Origin of the sequence: Kocuria sp. CPCC 205231, assembly GCF_040980965.1 — a bacterium.
GTDB classification, from domain to species: Bacteria; Actinomycetota; Actinomycetes; order Actinomycetales; family Micrococcaceae; genus Kocuria; species Kocuria rosea.
In genome coordinates this window covers 35,779-52,538 of sequence record NZ_JAVKPP010000016.1, presented here as the reverse complement: position 1 = coordinate 52,538, position 16,760 = coordinate 35,779, and the positions used below count along the sequence as shown (strand labels likewise).

The window sequence follows — 16,760 nt, the reverse complement described above, 5'->3', positions numbered from 1 at the left end:
CCGCGACCACGACCCCGCACCCCGGCCCCGGCCCCGGGAGGGGGCCCGGGGAGCCGGTGGGTAGTCTTGTACGGTGAGCAGCCACATCGACAAGATCTTCATCGCGCGCCTGATCGGCCTCGACGTGTTCGACCCCCTGGGGGACCGTCTGGGGCGGTTGCGCGACGTCGTCGTGCTCATGCGCGGCAGCTCCCGGTACGGCCGCTCCTCCCGCCGGCCCCTCGTGGTCGGCCTCGTGGTGGAGGTCCTCGGCAAGAAGCGGGTGTTCGTGCCGATGACTCGCGTGACCAGCATCGACGCGGAGAAGATCATCAGCACGGGGCTCGTGAACCTGCGCCGCTTCGAGCAGCGCGGCGCGGAGACCCTCGCCGTCGGCGAGGTCTTCGACCGGACCGTGGTGCTGCGCGACGGCTCCGGCTCCGCCACGGTCGAGGACATGGCGATGGAGCGCAAGCGCAACACCGGGGACTGGCTGATCACCCAGCTCTTCGTGCGCCGCACCGGCACGGGCGGGGGCCTGATGCGCCGCCGCAACGAGACGCTGATCATCGACTGGGAGGACGCGGGGGACCCCTCCGCCGCGGGCCACCAGCCGGCCACCCAGTGGGTCGCCTCCCACGAGGAGCAGCAGCCCGCCGACCTCGCGGACGAGCTCCACGACATGTCGGCCAAGCGCATGCTCGAGATCGCCCACGAGCTCCAGGACGACCGGCTCGCCGACGTCCTCGAGGAGCTCCCGGAGGAGGACCAGGTCTACATCCTCACCAACATGGAGCCGGACCGCGCGGCCACGGTGCTCGAGGAGATGGAGCCCGACGACGCCGCCGACCTGCTCAACGAGCTGCCCGAGGCCCAGGCCGAGGAGCTGCTCGCGCGGATGCAGCCCGAGGACGCCGAGGACGTCCGGCGCCTGCTGGAGTACGAGGAGGGCACGGCCGGCTCGCTCATGACCCCCGTGCCGATCATCCTGCCGCCGGAGGCCACGGTGGCCGAGGCGCTCGCGCACATCCGCCAGGAGGAGCTCAGCCCCGCGGTCGCGGCGGCCGTGATCATCTCCCGCCCGCCGCTGGAGACGCCCACCGGCAAGTACCTCGGCATGGTGCACACCCAGAAGCTGCTGCGCTATCCCCCGCCCGAGGCCGTGGGCAACCTCATCGACCGCTCGTTCGAGCCGGTCTCCGACCTCGCCTCCCTGCAGGACGTCGCGCGCGAGCTCGCGACCTACGACCTCACGATCATCCCGGTGGTCAACGACCACGACCGGGTGGTCGGGGCGATCACGATCGACGACGTCCTCGACGCCCTGCTGCCCGAGGACTGGCGCACCGCCGACGACGGGACCCCGATCCGGAAGGTGGGCAAGCGGTATGAGTGAGCGCGAGCCCCGGCGCCCCCGCGTCGGCACCCGCGGCAACGCCCTCGACCAGCCGCGCGAGCACCGGCCGGGACTGCTGGACCGGTTCCGGCCGAACCCCGACGCCTTCGGGCGGATGACCGAGGGCTTCGCCCGGTTCATGGGCACCCCGCAGTTCCTGCTGTGGATGACGGTGTTCGTGGCCCTGTGGCTGGGCTGGAACACCATCGCCCCCCGGGAGCTGCAGTTCGACTCGAAGGACCTCAACTTCACGCTGCTCACACTCATGCTCTCGCTGCAGGCCTCCTACGCGGCGCCCCTGCTGCTGCTGGCGCAGAACCGGCAGGACGACCGGGACCGGGTGACCCAGGAGGAGGACCGCCGCCGGGCGCAGCAGAACCTCGCCGACACCGAGTACCTGACCCGGGAGATCGCCTCGCTGCGGATTGCGCTGCGGGACGTCGCCACCCGCGACTTCGTGCGCTCGGAGCTGCGCTCGGTGCTCGAGGAGATCCTGGAGTCCCAGGACGACGCCCCGGACGCCGACGAGCCGGGGGCCCCGCCGCGGCGGGGCGCCCGCCGCAGGAGCCGCAACCCCGACCGCCCCACCGCCCCCGAGACCCGAGGGAACCCCCGTGCCTGAGCCCCGCCCCGACGACGTCCTCGCCCCCGAGACCCTCGACCCCGCCCTGCGCGCGGCGCTCGACCGCGTGCTCGACCCGGAGCTGCGCCGGCCCGTGACCGAGCTGGGGATGATCCGCTCCGCCCGCCTCGACGACGCCGGCCACGCCGCGGTGCACGTGCTGCTGACGATCAGCGGCTGCCCCCTCCGCTCGACGATCGAGCGGGACGTCCGGGACGCCGTGGGGACCGTGGCGGGGGTGCGCACCGTGGACGTCGAGATCGGGGTGATGACCCCCGAGCAGCGCACCGCGCTGAAGGACCGGGTGGGCCACACCCGGACCGTCCCCTTCAACGACCCGTCCTCCCTGACCCGGGTGCACGCGGTGACCAGCGGCAAGGGCGGCGTCGGCAAGTCGACGGTCACCGTGAACCTCGCCGCCGCGCTCGCCGCGCGCGGCCGGTCGGTCGGCATCGTGGACGCCGACGTCCACGGGTTCTCCGTGCCCGGGCTGCTCGGCATCGACCGGGCGCCCACCCAGGTGGGGGACATGATCCTGCCCCCCGTCGTGGACGTCCCCGAGGAGGCGCGGGAGGACACCGGGCGCCCCGGGGTGCTCAAGGTCATCTCGATCGGGATGTTCGTGGACCCGGACCAGCCGGTGGCCTGGCGCGGGCCGATGCTGCACCGCGCCGTGGAGCAGTTCCTCACGGACGTGCACTTCGGCGACCTGGACCACCTGTTCCTCGACCTCCCGCCGGGCACGGGCGACATCGCGATCTCCGTGGCCCAGCTGCTGCCGTCCGCGGAGGTGCTCGTGGTCTCCACGCCCCAGCAGGCGGCGGTCGAGGTCGCCGAGCGCTCCGGGGCGCTCGCGGTGCAGACCGGCCAGCGGGTGGCCGGGGTGGTGGAGAACATGGCGGGCATGCCGATGCCGGACGGCAGCGTGCTCGAGCTCTTCGGCGCCGGCGGGGGCACCCGGATCTCGGAGTCCCTGACCCGGCGGCTCGGCTACGACGTGCCGCTGCTCGGCGCCGTGCCGCTCGACGTCGCCCTGCGCGAGGGCGGGGACGCCGGCCGCCCGGTGGTGTGGTCCGCGCCGGGCTCGCCCGCCGCGGTCGCCCTGCGTGCCGTCGCCGACGCGATGGGCGCCCGCCCGCGCGGGCTCGCCGGACGGCCGCTGGGCCTGGGGCCGCGCTGACGCACCGCCGGCCCCGCGCTCGGCGTGTGCGGGGGCCGGCTCAGGTGGCCTCGGTGTCGAAGGGGGCCCGTTCGCCGGGGGCCAGGCGGGTCAGCACCGGGCCGGGGCGCGGCCGGGGTGCGGCGGGCGCCGCCGGCTCGTCGTCCTCCAGGAGGGCCTGGCGCACGATGGTGCGGGGGTCGTACTGGCGGGGGTCGAGCCTGCGCCAGTCGACGTCGGCGATCTCCGGCCCGAGGGTCTCCTTGAGCTCCTCGGTGGCGCCGGTCGCGTAGCGCTTGGCGGCCTTGACCAGCTCCTTGAGCTTCTCCGCGTACTCCGGCAGCCGCTCCGGCCCGATGATGAACAGGGCCAGGAGCACCAGGATGATCGCTTCGCCGCCGTTGATGCCGAGCACAGGAAGTGATTTTACCAGTCCGGGAGCCTGCAGCCGGTCAGCCGAAGATCTCGCGCAGGCCGACCAGCACCGTCTCGACGACGCCGGGGTCCCCCGGGGACGGCTCCACCACGCGCCCCCGCTCGTCGGCCACGACGAGGCCCACGGTGTGGGCCATCGCGGACGGTCCGGAGTCCCCCGAGACGGTGTAGACGACCTCGTCCCCGACGAGCACCGCCCGCCACGGCGGCCCGGCGTCCACCCACAGCGGCACGCCCTCCACGGCGACGCGCTCGAGGCCCTCGGCGCTCACGGGCAGCCCGGTCAGTCCGTCCATGGGGTTCTCGCGGTCGACCCCCCCGCGCTGCTCCACCACGACGACCTCGTCCTCGCCGCGGTGCAGCCTGACGGCCACGACCGGGTGCCCGGACAGGGTGCCGCGGGTCATCGAGCCCACCCGGTAGCCGTCCGCGGCCAGGGTGGGCAGCGTCCAGCCCTCCGTGCGCAGCAGGTCCGCGGACACCTCGTCCGCGTGCAGCACCCCGTGCGTGCCGTGCCACGCCGAGACCGGCACCCGCTCCTCGGCGCTGTGCGCGGACTGCATCACGACCGTGCGCCCGACCGCGTAGCCGGAGCCCAGGACGAGGGTGAGCACCGCGCTCACGGTGGCCGCGGCCACGGGCACCGCGCTGCTGGGGCGGGCCGGCGCGGTGCGGTCCGGGCGGGGCATCGGTCCTCCTCGTGCGGTGGTCGGGCGGCGGGCTCCGGGTGGGCCCGTGCCCGGTCCCGTGCCGCGGTCGGCGTCGGGAGCGGGTGCACGGACCGCTCCGTGAGGAGGCCCGCGAACAGGTCCGTGGAAGACGTCGTGATCGTCTCCATGATCGACCGGGAAGCTGGATGCCGACTGGACGGTGGCCGGACGGACGGGCCCAGCCGGTAGGATGGCGCGCATCCACTACAGCGACGAAGGGCGGACCATGGGCGCGGACAAGACGACGAGCTGGTCGTACGCCGAGGCGTTCGCCGCCGAGGACGAGCTCGCCTACCGCGCCCGGGAGCGGTCCCTCGCCCTGCGCATCCCCCCGGTGACCCCGGGGACGGCCGCCGCCCTGACCGTGCTCGCCGCGGCGGCCCGGCCCGCCACCGTGGTCGAGGTGGGCACGGGGGCCGGGGTGTCCGGTCTCGCCCTGCTGCGCGGTCTGCCCGGCACGTCCGTGCTGACCACGATCGACACCGACATCCGGGCGCTGCGCGCGGCCCGCGACACGTTCCGGGAGGCCGGGATCCCGACGAGCCGGACCCGCACGATCCCCGGCCGCGCGTCCCTCGTGATGCCACGGTTGAGCGCCGGCGCCTACGACCTCGTGTTCCTCGACGCCGACCCCGAGGGGACCCTCGACTACGCCGAGGAGGCCGTCCGGCTGCTGCGCCCGGGCGGGATGCTCGTGGTCAACGACGCCCTGTCCCAGGACAAGGTGGCGCAGCCGGCCAACCGCGAGGAGAACACCCGGACGATGCGGGCCGTGCACCGGCTGTTCCGGGAGGACGAGCGCTTCAGCACCGCCCTGTTGACGACCGGCTCCGGGCTGCTGCTGGCCGTCCGCCGCTGACCGGACGGGTCCGGACGGCGGGGGGCCCGGCACCACGTGGTGCCGGGCCCCCCGCCGTCCGCGCCGGTGGTCACTCGGTGACGCCGGCCAGGCACTCCTTGAGCTCCGCGGCCTCGGCCGGCTTCAGCTCGACCACCAGCCGTCCGCCGCCCTCGAGCGGCACCCGCATGATCAGGCTCCGCCCCTCCTTGGTGACCTCCATCGGTCCGTCACCGGTTCTCGGCTTCATGGCCGCCATGTGGGAACTCCTCTTCCTCGATTGGTGTGGCTCCCATCCTATCCGAGCCGCAACCGTGGACCCGGACCACCCCGGCGCCCGGGGGTCCGCGTCGGCGTGCCCGGCGCGGGGTGCGGACGGGATCAGGGCGGGTAGTCCCCGCCCCCGGGCAGCTGCTTCCAGTGCCACAGCCAGCCGACCCAGACGAGCTGGAGCAGCGCGCCGAACACCACGCAGGCCACCCGGTAGGCGCGCGAGTCCGAGACCGCGGCCAGCGGCAGGGCGAGGGGGAACAGCGGCAGCAGCAGCCGGAAGGTGCTGCTCTGGGGGTGCAGGAAGAGGAGCAGGTACACGGCGTAGCTCGCCAGCCACACGCGCGTGAGCAGGTCCAGCCGCTCCCGCACCACGCGGGTGCCCAGCAGCACCGTCCCGCCCGCGACCAGCAGCACGGGCGCGGCGAGCCCGAGCACGGGGCCGAACAGCCCGGCGGCGGCGTCGAACCAGGGCACCACCGGCTCCAGCCCTCCCCCGCCCCGCCACGCCGTCTCGGTGTCGGTGTACGCGGTCGGCTCGCCCGTGACGGCCCACGCGATCGCCGGCCAGGCGAGGGCCGCGCCGCACGCCAGGACCGCGAGGCCGAACAGCCCGTCGACGGCTTCCGCCGCGCGGCGCAGCTCCCCGGCCCGGTGCCGGCGCACGGAGCGCACGAGCCACGTGATCCCCAGGGCCGCCGCGAAGGGGACCCCCGCCGGGCGCGTCAGGCACATCAGGAGCACCACGGGGGCGGCCGCCAGGTGGTTCCCCCGGGCCACCAGCAGCAGGGCGCCCGCGAGCAGCAGCAGGTGCAGCGACTCGGCGTAGGGGACCTGCAGCACCGGGGCGACCGGGCTGAACGCGACGAACGCGACACCCCACAGGGCGGTGGCCGGAGGGGCGAGCCGGAGGAACAGCCGGTGGACGAGCAGGACGGCGCCCAGGCTCGCGGCCAGGGACACGGCCGACGCGGCCGCGTCCCACCCCGCGCCGGTGGCCGCCGAGACCACCCGCACGACCATCGGGAAGACCGGGTAGAACGCCCAGGCGTTCTCCTGCACCTGCCCGGCCGCGTCCCGGGGCAGGGACGCGGGATAGCCCTCCCGGGCGATGCGCTCGTACCAGTCCGAGTCCCAGGTCCCGGTGAACTCGAGGTAGCCCAGGGCGCCGTCCCCCCACGGACCGGGACCCTGCTGCCGGCCCACCGTGGTGAACACGGCCCAGGCCCAGAGCCGGGAGGCCGCCCAGACCAGCAGGGCCTGTGCCCACCAGGGAGCCCGGGTCCACCGGAGGGCCACGGCCGTCCGGAGGGCCACGGCCGTCCGGCCGCTCACGCCCCCGGCACCGGGCGGGACGGCGGGTCCTCCGGCGGCGGCAGCCGGTCCGCGAGGTGGGCCAGCACGGCGTGGACCTCCGCGGGGTCGTAGCCGCGGCGCCGTACGGAGAACGCGATCCGCTCCACGTCCTCCGCCGTCGGGTGCTCGGGCAGCACGAGCGGCGCCCCGGGGGCGCGCGCCACGGCGATCCCGTCCCGGGCGGGCACGACCCGCTCGGCGAGGCGGTCGCGGCCGAGGACCACGACGCCCACGACCGTGAGCAGCAGCACGAGCCCGGACAGCACCACGAGGATCTCGGTCATGTCCTCCAGGCTATGCGCCGCCGGGCGGGACGGGGCGCCGCAACATTTCTACGGACGGGTAAGCAATTAACACGATTGCAACGTGTTCGGCATCACACGGAACGAATCTGGGATATCTTTCCGGTATGTCACACGCCACTCCGCCGGCCGCCGCTCCGGCCTCCTCCACCGCGGGGACGGCCGAGGCCCTGGTCCGCATGACGCACGTCAACAAGCACTTCGGGGACCTGCACGTGCTCCGGGACATCAACCTGGAGGTGAAGCGCGGCGAGGTGGTGGTCGTGATCGGCCCCTCCGGCTCCGGCAAGTCCACCCTGTGCCGGGCCATCAACCGGCTCGAGAGCATCGACGACGGCGAGATCCTGATCGACGGGAAGCGGCTGCCCGAGGAGGGCAAGGCCCTCGCGAAGCTGCGCGCCGACGTCGGCATGGTCTTCCAGTCCTTCAACCTCTTCGCCCACAAGTCGGTCCTGCAGAACGTGACCCTGGGGCCCGTCAAGGTGCGGGGCAGGTCGGCGGCCGAGGCGAAGAAGCAGGCCATGGAGCTGCTGACCCGGGTGGGGGTCGACAACCAGGCCGAGAAGCTGCCCGCGCAGCTCTCCGGCGGCCAGCAGCAGCGCGTCGCCATCGCCCGCGCCCTGGCCATGGAGCCGAAGGTGATGCTCTTCGACGAGCCCACCTCCGCGCTGGACCCCGAGATGATCAACGAGGTCCTCGACACCATGGTCGCCCTCGCGAAGCAGGGCATGACGATGATCGTGGTCACCCACGAGATGGGCTTCGCCCGCAAGGCCGCCGACCGCGTGGTGTTCATGGCCGACGGCATGATCGTCGAGGAGAACACCCCCGAGGAGTTCTTCACGAACCCCCGCTCCGAGCGCGCCCAGGACTTCCTCGGCAAGATCCTCGGCCACTGACCGTCCCCCGACCCTCCGACCCACGCCACCACCTCCACAGCAAGGAGCACACCATGCGCAGCAGCAAGCCCCTCGGACTGGCCGCGATGGCCGCGGCCGCGGCCCTGACCCTCACCGCGTGCGGAGGTGGCGACGACGGCGGGTCCGGTGCAGGCGGCGAGGGCGGCGGCTCGGGCGAGTCCGTGCGGATCGGCATCAAGTTCGACCAGCCCGGCCTCGGCTACCGCGACGGCAGCGAGTACACCGGCTTCGACGTCGACGTCGCGAAGTACGTCGCCACCGAGCTCGGCTACTCCGAGGACCAGATCGAGTGGGTCGAGTCCCCCTCCGCCAACCGCGAGAACATGCTCTCCAACGACCAGGTGGACATGATCTTCGCGACCTACTCGATCACCGAGGAGCGCGACCAGACCGTGGACTTCGCCGGCCCCTACTTCGTGGCCGGCCAGGACCTGCTGGTGCGCACCGACGACTCCTCGATCGCCGGCCCCGACGACCTCGAGGGCAAGAACCTGTGCTCGGTGACCGGATCGACCTCCGCGCAGAAGGTCAAGGACGACCAGCCCGGCGCCAACCTCGTCGAGCAGCCCGGCTACGCCGACTGCCTCACGGCGCTCGAGTCCGGCCAGGTGGACGCCGTGACCACCGACGACATCATCCTCGCCGGCCTCGCCTCGACCGACGCCAACCAGGGCAAGTTCAAGGTGGTCGGCAACACCTTCTCCGAGGAGCGCTACGGCGTGGGCCTGCCCGACGGCTCCGACCAGTGCGAGGCCGTCAACGAGGCCATCACCAAGATGATCGACGAGGGCGCCTGGGAGGAGGCCGTCACGGCCAACACCGAGGGCGCCGACTACACCTACAACGCCGAGCTCAACCCGCCGGAGCCCGAGCCCTGCGGCGAGTGACCCCGGACGCGTGAGCACCCCGTGGCCGGCCGGCGACCGGCCGGCCACGGGACCGCGACCGCGCAGCACGCCGACCGATCCGCGACGAAGGGGCCTTCCGTGACCCAGGACCTGCCCGATCCCCGGGAGCTCCCGTGAACGACTATCTGACCGACTTCGCCAGTCTGTTCGCCCAGTACGACGTGCCGGGCGCGTTCTGGGTCAACCTGCAGCTGACCTTCTGGGCCGCGATCGGCTCGGCGGTCCTCGGCGCCCTGATCGCCCTGATGCGCATCTCACCCATCGCGTCCCTGCGGCTGCTCGGCACCACGTACGTGAACCTGTTCCGCAACACGCCGCTGACGATCATCCTCGTGTTCCTGGTCCTGGGCGTGTGGAGCCAGCTCGGCATCAACCTCTCCTCGGACTTCAACCGGAACTTCTTCCTCTACGCCGTGATCGGCCTGAGCCTCTACCACGCGGCCTTCGTCTGCGAGGCCATCCGCTCCGGCGTCAACACGGTGCCGGCCGGGCAGGCCGAGGCGGCCCGGGCCATCGGGCTGAGCTTCCTGCCCGCGGCCCGGCTGATCGTCTTCCCGCAGGCGCTGCGCGGGGCGATCACCCCGCTCGGCAACACCCTGATCGCCCTGACGAAGAACACGACGGTGGCCGCGGCCGCGTCGGTCACCGAGATCTCCTCCCTCATGAAGACCATGATCGAGTTCCGCCCGGACGTGATCATCGCGATCTTCCTGGTGGTGGCGCTCGGCTTCGTCCTGATCGTCGTCCCGGTGGGCCTGCTGACCACCTGGGCCTCCCGGAAGCTGGCGGTGAAGCGCTGATGGCCAAGACCCAGAACGTCCTCTTCGACGTGCAGGGGCCGCGTGCCCGCCGGCTCACGCTGCTCTTCAACGTGGCGGGAGTCCTGCTGATCGCCGCGCTCGCCTGGGTCGTGCTCGGCGCGCTCGCCGAGCAGGGCCAGCTGGACGCCGACCGGTGGACCCCGCTGCTCACCGCCCGGGCCTGGGAGAACTTCCTGCTCCCGGGGCTGTGGGAGACCCTGCGGGCCGCGCTGCTGGCGGTGGCCCTCTCGATCGCCTTCGGCCTGGTCTTCGGTCTCGGCCGGCTCTCCCAGCTGGCCCCGGTGCGCTTCGTCTGCACCGTGGTGGTCGAGTTCTTCCGGGCCGTGCCCGTGCTGGTGATGATGATCTTCTTCTACCTGGGCATCGGCCGCGCCGGCCTGGTCGAGCCCGCCAACGTGCCGTTCTGGGCCGTGGTGCTGGGCCTGATGTTCTACAACGGGTCGGTCATCGCCGAGCTCATCCGCTCCGGCGTGCACCAGCTGCCCAAGGGCCAGCGCGAGGCGGGCCTGGTCATCGGGCTCACGCCCTCCCGGTCCCTGCGGATGATCGAGCTCCCCCAGGCCCTCACCGCGATGCTGCCCTCGATGGTCAGCCAGTTCGTGGTGATCCTCAAGGACACCGCGCTGGGCTACATCATCACCTACCCGGAGCTGCTCGCGAGCGCTCGGCGCCTGGGCTCCGGGGACGGCAACATCCTGCAGACGCTGTTCGTGGTGGCGCTGGTCTTCGTGCTCATCAACTACCTGCTGACCCTGCTGGCCGCGTGGCTGTCGCGGTTCCTCAGCTTCCGCACCGCGGGCCGGACCAAGCCGGCCGAGGGGCCCATGGCCGCCGAGGAGACGACCGTCTGACGCCGCTCAGGCCGTGAGCCACGCGGCCAGGGCCCGGCAGCACTCCCGGACCGCGTCGGCACTCACGTGCTCGTCGTCCGTGTGGGCCAGCAGGGCGTCGCCGGGGCCGAAGTTCACGGCGGGCACGCCCATCTGCGAGAAGCGGGCCACGTCCGTCCAGCCGTACTTGGGCTTGGGCTCCTGGCCCACCGCGGCCACGAACGCGGCGGCCGCGGGACGGTCCAGGCCGGGGCGCGCCGCCGGGGAGAGGTCCGTGAGCTCGATCTCGTAGCCGGCGAACACCTCCCGCACGTGCGCCACGGCGTCCTCGGGGCTCTTGTCCGGGGCGAAGCGGTAGTTGATCTCCACGTGGGCGGTGTCCGGGACCACGTTGCCGGCCACGCCGCCGCCGATCCGGATCGCGTTGAGCCCCTCGCGGTACTCGAGCCCCTCCACCGCCACGGTCCGCGGCTCGTAGGCCGCCAGACGGGCGAGGACGTCGGCCTGCTTGTGGATCGCGTTCTCCCCGATCCAGGACCGCCCCGAGTGGGCGGCACGGCCGGTGGTGGTGATGCGGAAGCGCATCGTGCCGTTGCACCCGCCCTCCACGGTCCCGTCGGTGGGCTCGAGCAGCACCGCGAAGTCCGCCTCGAGCAGTTCGGGGGCGTGGCGCTGGAGCCGGCCCAGCCCGCTCGCGTCGGCGTCGACCTCCTCGTGGTCGTAGAAGACGTAGGTGATGTCCCGGTTCGGCGCCGTCAGGGCCGCGGCCAGGACGAGCTGGACGGCCACGCCGCCCTTCATGTCGGTGGCACCCCGGCCGTAGAGCACCCGGTCGCCGTCGGCCCCCGTCCACGTGGCGGGCACGGTCCCCCGGGCGCCGGGCGCGGTCGGCAGGGGCACGGTGTCGAGGTGGCCGGCGAGCACCACCCGCTCGGCGCGGCCGAGGTCGGTGCGCGCCACCACGGCGTCCCCGTCCCGGTGCACGGTGAGGTGCGGGAGCCGGCGCAGCGCGGCCTCGACGGCGTCGGCCAGGGGACCCTCCGAGCCCGAGACGGACGCGATGTCGATGAGGGCGGCCGTCAGGTCGGCGGGGTCCGCGGCGAGGTCCAGCTCCGGTGCGATCATGGCTGCCAGCATAACGGGGAGGCCGCAGCCGCCCGTCGGCCCCGTCCCGGCGTCCCCCGTAGGATGGAGGCCATGACTTCTTCCACCTCTCGTCCCGCCTCCGGACTCGGCCTGGCCACCGTCGTGGCCTCGGGCCCCAAGGAGGGCACCGTCCTCGACGTCTGGTACCCCGCCCCGTCCCTCTCCGACGCGGTCGACACCTCCCTCGACGCGGACCTGCGGCTCGCGGCCACCGCCGACCCCGACCGCAACGTCCGCAGCGAGATCGTCGAGACCTCGATCGACCTCGACGCCGCGCCCGCCGACGCCGCGGACGCCTACCTGCGCCTGCACCTGCTCTCCCACCGCCTCGTGCGCCCCAACACCCTGAACCTCGACGGCGTGTTCGGCCTGCTCGCCAACGTCGCCTGGACGGACCGCGGGCCCGTGCTCGCCGAGGAGCTGACCTTCGCGCTGCTCCGGATGAAGGCCTCCGGCGGGCACGTGACCGTGCACAGCGTGGACAAGTTCCCGCGAATGGTGGACTACGTGGTCCCCGCGGGCGTGCGGATCGGCGACGCCAGCCGGATCCGGCTCGGCGCCCACCTCGCCGAGGGCACCACGGTGATGCACGAGGGCTTCGTCAACTTCAACGCCGGCACCCTGGGCCAGTCCATGGTCGAGGGCAGGATCAGCGCCGGCGTGGTCGTGGGCGACGCCACGGACGTGGGCGGCGGCGCCTCCATCATGGGCACCCTCTCCGGCGGCGGCAAGGAGCGGATCACCGTGGGCGAGCGCGTGCTGCTCGGCGCCAACTCCGGTGTCGGCATCTCCCTCGGCGACGACTGCGTGGTCGAGGCCGGCCTCTACGTCACCGCCGGCACCCGGGTGAGCGTGCACTCCGACGGCGAGCGGTCCACGGCCAAGGCCTCGGAGCTCTCGGGCCTGTCCAACCTGCTGTTCCGCCGCAACTCCCTCACCGGCGCCGTCGAGGTGCTGCCCCGCGCCGGCGGGACCGTGGAGCTCAACGCGGCGCTGCACGCCAACTGAGCGCGTCGGGCCCCGCCCCGCCGCCCGACGCCGCGCAGGACGGGCCCGCCCCGCCCTGCGCGGCGTCGCCCGTCCACCCGTCCCTGCCCGCCCGTCGCCCCCCGCCCGTCCTCCCGTCCGCCCAGGAGCGCCCGTGTCCTCCCCCGTCCCCGGCCGCCGCAGCAGGTCGCTGCGGCTGCCGCTGTTCGTGCTCCTGCTCGTCGGCGCCGTGCTCGCGGCGGGGGTCCTCGTGGCCGTGGAGCTGCGCGCGGGGCGGCCCTCTGCCGGGGAGCCCCGGTGCGTGGTCGCGAGCACGGACGGGGACGGGCAGCGGCAGCGGCACGCCCTGTCCGCGGAGCAGTCCGCCAACGCCGCCCTGATCACCGCGGAGTCCGTGGCGCGCGGCACCGACCCGTACGCGGCGGTCGTGGCCCTGGCGACCGCGATGCAGGAGTCGCAGCTGGTCAACGTCGACTACGGGGACCGAGACTCCGTGGGGCTGTTCCAGCAGCGCCCCTCCCAGGGCTGGGGCACGGTCGAGCAGATCATGGACCCGGCCCACGCCACGGCCGCCTTCTACGACGGCCTCGCCGAGCTCGACTACCGGACGATGTCCGTCACCGACGCCGCGCAGGCGGTCCAGCGCTCCGGGCACCCCGAGGCGTACGCGCGGCACGAGGGCCTCGCCCGGGCCTTCGCCGGCAGCCTGACCGGCGCCACGGAGGGCTCGCTCAACTGCGTGCTCCACGACCCCGAGCACCCCGGGGACCCGCGCCGGGCGGCCGACGCCCTCCGCGACGCGTTCCGCACGGCGGTGCCCGCCCCGCGCACGGACGGCGACCGGGTGGTCGTGCCGGCGCCCGGGGAGCCGGCGGGCTGGGCCGCGGCGCACTGGGCGGTCGCGCAGGCGGACGCGCTGGGCGTCGCCGAGGTGTCCTTCGACGGGCGCAGCTGGGTCCGGGCGGACCAGCGCACCGCCCGCTTCGCGCCCGCCCCGGGGTGGGTGGACGCCGCCGAGGCGCACCCGGAGGGCGCTCCCCCGCCCGACGACGTCGTGGTGGTCCTCGCGAGCCGCTGACGGGACCGCCGCGGCCCGGCCGATACGCTGGGGCCATGAAGATTCTCGTCACCGGGGGAACCGGCTACATCGGCTCGCACACCGTCCTCGCCCTGCTGGGGGCCGGGCACGACGTCGTCGTGATGGACAACCTCGCGAACTCCTCGCGGACCTCGCTGGAGCGGGTCGAGGAGCTCGCGGGCCGCGCCGTCGAGGCGTTCGCGGAGGTCGACCTCCTCGACCCCGCGGGACTCGACGCCCTGTTCGCGGAGCACCGCCCGGAGGCCGTGATCCACTTCGCCGGGCTCAAGGCCGTCGGCGAGTCGGCGGAGCTGCCCCTGTGGTACTACCGCACCAACGTGGCCGGCACCCTCAACCTGCTGGACGCCATGGGGGCCCACGGCTGCCGGTCCATCGTGTTCTCCTCCTCGGCCACGGTCTACGGCGCCCCCGAGGAGATGCCGCTGACCGAGAAGCAGCCCATGGACGCGCAGAACCCGTACGGGCGGACCAAGGAGCACATCGAGGACATGCTCGTGGACCTCGCCGCGTCGGACCCGTCCTGGAACGTCGCCCTGCTGCGCTACTTCAACCCGGTGGGCGCCCACGAGTCCGGGCGGATCGGCGAGGACCCCTCGGGCGTGCCGAACAACCTGCTGCCGTTCATCGCCCAGGTGGCCGTGGGCCGGCGCGAGAAGCTGAAGGTGTACGGCGCCGACTACCCGACCGCCGACGGGACGGGCGTGCGCGACTACATCCACGTGGTGGACCTCGCCGACGGGCACCTCAGGGCCCTGGACCACATCACCGAGCACGGCGGGGTGCGCACCTGGAACCTGGGCACGGGCAAGGGCTACTCGGTGCTCGAGGTGCACGCCGCCTTCGAGCGGGCCTCCGGGCGCAGCATCCCCTACGAGATCACGGACCGGCGGCCCGGCGACGCCGCGGTGTCCTACGCCGATCCGTCGACGGCCCTGGCCGAGCTGGGCTGGTCCGCCGACCGGGACCTCGACACGATGTGCCGGGACCACTGGAACTGGCAGCGGAGCAACCCCGAGGGCTACGCCGCGGGCGCCTGAGCGCCGGTCCGGCCCGGGGCTCACCAGCCCCGGGGCCGGACCACGTTCGGCGGGGCGTCGGCGAACAGGGCGGCCACCCGCCGCTCGTCGTGGCCGGCGATGCCCGTGCCCACCCGGGTGAGCCAGAACGTCAGCTCGGGGTGCTCCCGGGCGAAGGCCACGAACGCGGCCGCCTCCCGCTCGAGCTCCGGGAGCCCGCTCATGCTGTCGATCGCGTACGAGCGCCCCTGCAGGCCGTGCCCCCGGCCCGGGACGGCGCCGAAGCGCTCGACGGCCGTGCGCGCCGCGCCCGCGAGGTGGGCGCCCCGGGCGTTGGAGCCGAAGACGAAGACGTCGTCCGGGCCGAGCTCGGTGATCCGGTCCGGGGTGTGCCGCTGCTCGCTCATGCGACCACGCTACCGGGGCGGGCGCCGGCGCGGAACGGCGGACGCCGGGCCCGCGCCCCGCGAAGGGGACGGGCCCGGCGTCCGCCGGTGCCGGGACTGCTCAGCGCTGCGGGTAGTGCCGCTCGCCCTCGCCCACGTAGAGCTGGCGCGGGCGGCCGATCTTGGTCTCCGGGTCCTCGATCATCTCCCGCCACTGGGCGATCCAGCCGGGCAGCCGGCCGATCGCGAAGAGGACGGTGAACATCTTCTCGGGGAAGCCCATCGCCTTGTAGATGAGGCCCGTGTAGAAGTCGACGTTCGGGTAGAGCTTGCGCTCCACGAAGTAGTCGTCGGCGAGGGCCTTCTCCTCGAGCCGCATGGCGATCTCGAGCTGCTGGTCGTTGCCGCCCAGCTTCTCGAGGATCTCGTGGGCGTAGTCCTTGACGATGCGGGCCCGGGGGTCGTAGTTCTTGTAGACCCGGTGGCCGAAGCCCATGAGCCGGGCGCCGGACTCCTTGTTCTTGACCTGCTCCATGAAGTCCTCGGGCGTCACGCCCTGCGTCTCGATCCGGTTGAGCATCGCGAGCACGGCCTCGTTCGCGCCGCCGTGCAGCGGGCCGTAGAGGGCGTTGATGCCCGCGGAGACCGAGGCGAACATGTTGGCGTGGGAGGAGCCCACGAGCCGGACGGTGGAGGTGGAGCAGTTCTGCTCGTGGTCCGCGTGCAGCATCAGCAGCACGTCCAGGGCCTTCGCCATGGCCGGGTCGATCTCGTAGTCCTCGGCGGGCACGCCGAAGCACATGCGCAGGAAGTTCTCCGTGTAGCTGAGGTCGTTCTGCGGGTAGAGCATCGGCTCGCCCTTGGACTTCTTGTAGGCGTAGGCGGCCAGGGTGGGCACCTTCGCGAGCAGGCGGATGGTGGAGATCTCCACCTGCTCCTGGTCGAACGGGTCGAGGGAGTCCCCGTAGAACGTGGACAGCGCCGAGACGGCCGAGGACAGCACGGGCATCGGGTGGGCGTTGCGCGGGAACCCGTTGAAGAAGCTCTTGAGGTCCTCGTGGACCATGGTGTGCCGGCGGATCCGGGTGTCGAAGTCCTCGAGCTCGGACGGCGAGGGCAGCTCGCCGTAGATGAGCAGGTAGGCGGTCTCGATGAAGCTGGAGTGCTGGGCGAGCTCCTCGATCGGGTAGCCCCGGTACCGGAGGATGCCGTTGTTGCCGTCGATGTAGGTGATGGCGGAGCGCGCGTTCGCCGTGTTCATGAACCCGGGGTCGAAGGCGACGTTGCCGGTCTCCTTGAGCATGTTCGTGATCGCGTAGCCGCGGTTGCCCTCGGTGGCGTCCTGGAGGGGCAGCTCGAGGGGGCTTCCGTTCCCGTAGTCGAGCCGGGCCGTCCCGGTCTTCTGTGCAGACTCAGTCATGTTCGTCCTCCGCGAGTGGATGTCGGTGTCCGGTGCCCGTGGTCGCCGCGCCGGGCGCCACCGTCGGCGCAGCACGGCCGTGTCCCGGGACACAGCGATCGTCAGGGTCCAACCTACCTGCTCCGTCCGCGCCGCGACCAATCCCGGCGCCGCCGGGGAC

General features: G+C 73.3%; 19 protein-coding genes. 11 read left to right on the top strand and 8 right to left on the bottom strand.

Going from position 1 to position 16,760, the window contains the following annotated elements; all coding sequences use genetic code 11:
- Window positions 1-73 precede the first annotated feature (73 nt).
- The 3 genes from RF640_RS15595 to RF640_RS15585 are packed head-to-tail and all read left to right on the top strand — an operon-like array spanning window position 74 to window position 3,177.
- Window positions 74-1,375 (top strand): CBS domain-containing protein, encoded by a 1,302-nt coding sequence (locus tag RF640_RS15595; RefSeq protein ID WP_017833422.1) that lies wholly within the window; start codon window positions 74-76, stop codon window positions 1,373-1,375.
- Window positions 1,368-1,997 carry a DUF1003 domain-containing protein gene (locus tag RF640_RS15590; RefSeq protein ID WP_017833421.1) on the top strand — a complete coding sequence of 210 codons (630 nt, stop codon included), beginning with the start codon at window positions 1,368-1,370 and terminating at the stop codon, window positions 1,995-1,997. The genes RF640_RS15595 and RF640_RS15590 overlap by 8 nt, the downstream gene beginning before the upstream one ends.
- A complete protein-coding gene (locus RF640_RS15585; RefSeq protein ID WP_109268080.1) occupies window positions 1,990-3,177 on the top strand; it encodes an Mrp/NBP35 family ATP-binding protein in 1,188 nt (395 codons plus the stop codon). Before RF640_RS15590 ends, RF640_RS15585 begins: the two co-directional genes overlap by 8 nt.
- Window positions 3,178-3,217: 40 nt before the next feature.
- Here the strand turns inward: RF640_RS15585 and RF640_RS15580 are convergent, their stop codons facing one another.
- A complete protein-coding gene (locus RF640_RS15580; RefSeq protein ID WP_017833419.1) occupies window positions 3,218-3,571 on the bottom strand; it encodes a hypothetical protein in 354 nt (117 codons plus the stop codon).
- Between the two features lie 37 nt (window positions 3,572-3,608).
- Complete coding sequence (locus RF640_RS15575) at window positions 3,609-4,280, bottom strand: hypothetical protein (RefSeq protein WP_017833418.1); 672 nt, start codon at window positions 4,278-4,280, stop codon at window positions 3,609-3,611.
- Window positions 4,281-4,527: 247 nt separating this feature from the next.
- Between RF640_RS15575 and RF640_RS15570 the strand changes: the two genes are divergently transcribed.
- Complete coding sequence (locus tag RF640_RS15570; RefSeq protein ID WP_031283004.1) at window positions 4,528-5,160, top strand: O-methyltransferase; 633 nt, start codon at window positions 4,528-4,530, stop codon at window positions 5,158-5,160.
- A gap of 70 nt (window positions 5,161-5,230) precedes the next feature.
- Here the strand turns inward: RF640_RS15570 and RF640_RS15565 are convergent, their stop codons facing one another.
- From RF640_RS15565 to RF640_RS15555, 3 genes are all read right to left on the bottom strand, one after another.
- Complete coding sequence (locus tag RF640_RS15565) at window positions 5,231-5,398, bottom strand: DUF3117 domain-containing protein (RefSeq protein ID WP_017833415.1); 168 nt, start codon at window positions 5,396-5,398, stop codon at window positions 5,231-5,233.
- A gap of 122 nt (window positions 5,399-5,520) precedes the next feature.
- Entirely contained in the window at window positions 5,521-6,744 is a 1,224-nt protein-coding gene (locus tag RF640_RS15560; protein WP_017833414.1) for a hypothetical protein, read from the bottom strand.
- Entirely contained in the window at window positions 6,741-7,049 is a 309-nt protein-coding gene (locus RF640_RS15555) for a DivIVA domain-containing protein (RefSeq protein ID WP_035927412.1), read from the bottom strand. Before RF640_RS15555 ends, RF640_RS15560 begins: the two co-directional genes overlap by 4 nt.
- Before the next feature lie 188 nt (window positions 7,050-7,237).
- Here RF640_RS15555 and RF640_RS15550 point away from each other — a divergent pair, with 188 nt between their 5' ends.
- The 4 genes from RF640_RS15550 to RF640_RS15535 all read left to right on the top strand — a co-directional run bounded on the left by RF640_RS15550 (window position 7,238) and on the right by RF640_RS15535 (window position 10,567).
- Entirely contained in the window at window positions 7,238-7,966 is a 729-nt protein-coding gene (locus tag RF640_RS15550) for an amino acid ABC transporter ATP-binding protein (RefSeq protein WP_031282997.1), read from the top strand.
- Between the two features lie 53 nt (window positions 7,967-8,019).
- Entirely contained in the window at window positions 8,020-8,874 is an 855-nt protein-coding gene (locus tag RF640_RS15545) for a glutamate ABC transporter substrate-binding protein (protein ID WP_017833411.1), read from the top strand.
- Between the two features lie 134 nt (window positions 8,875-9,008).
- The gene (locus tag RF640_RS15540) at window positions 9,009-9,695 is read left to right on the top strand and encodes an amino acid ABC transporter permease (protein ID WP_017833410.1); all 687 of its coding nucleotides are present in this window, start codon (window positions 9,009-9,011) and stop codon (window positions 9,693-9,695) included.
- Window positions 9,695-10,567, top strand: coding sequence for an amino acid ABC transporter permease (locus RF640_RS15535; RefSeq protein WP_017833409.1), 873 nt, complete (start codon window positions 9,695-9,697; stop codon window positions 10,565-10,567). The genes RF640_RS15540 and RF640_RS15535 overlap by 1 nt, the downstream gene beginning before the upstream one ends.
- 6 nt (window positions 10,568-10,573) lie before the next feature.
- Here the strand turns inward: RF640_RS15535 and dapE are convergent, their stop codons facing one another.
- Window positions 10,574-11,671, bottom strand: a complete 1,098-nt coding sequence (gene dapE, locus RF640_RS15530) for a succinyl-diaminopimelate desuccinylase (protein WP_232035274.1) — start codon at window positions 11,669-11,671, stop codon at window positions 10,574-10,576.
- Between the two features lie 63 nt (window positions 11,672-11,734).
- On the opposite strand from dapE, the gene dapD reads away from it, so the two are divergent.
- The 3 genes from dapD to galE all read left to right on the top strand — a co-directional run bounded on the left by dapD (window position 11,735) and on the right by galE (window position 14,815).
- A complete protein-coding gene (gene dapD / locus RF640_RS15525; RefSeq protein ID WP_031282996.1) occupies window positions 11,735-12,700 on the top strand; it encodes a 2,3,4,5-tetrahydropyridine-2,6-dicarboxylate N-succinyltransferase in 966 nt (321 codons plus the stop codon).
- 133 nt (window positions 12,701-12,833) lie between these two features.
- A complete protein-coding gene (locus RF640_RS15520) occupies window positions 12,834-13,757 on the top strand; it encodes a hypothetical protein (protein WP_035927419.1) in 924 nt (307 codons plus the stop codon).
- 35 nt (window positions 13,758-13,792) lie between these two features.
- Window positions 13,793-14,815, top strand: a complete 1,023-nt coding sequence (gene galE, locus RF640_RS15515; protein WP_017833405.1) for a UDP-glucose 4-epimerase GalE — start codon at window positions 13,793-13,795, stop codon at window positions 14,813-14,815.
- A gap of 20 nt (window positions 14,816-14,835) precedes the next feature.
- On the opposite strand, the gene RF640_RS15510 is transcribed toward galE, so the two are convergent.
- The gene (locus RF640_RS15510; RefSeq protein WP_017833404.1) at window positions 14,836-15,201 is read right to left on the bottom strand and encodes a hypothetical protein; all 366 of its coding nucleotides are present in this window, start codon (window positions 15,199-15,201) and stop codon (window positions 14,836-14,838) included.
- A gap of 100 nt (window positions 15,202-15,301) precedes the next feature.
- A complete protein-coding gene (locus RF640_RS15505; protein WP_017833403.1) occupies window positions 15,302-16,600 on the bottom strand; it encodes a citrate synthase in 1,299 nt (432 codons plus the stop codon).
- Window positions 16,601-16,760: the final 160 nt, after the last annotated feature.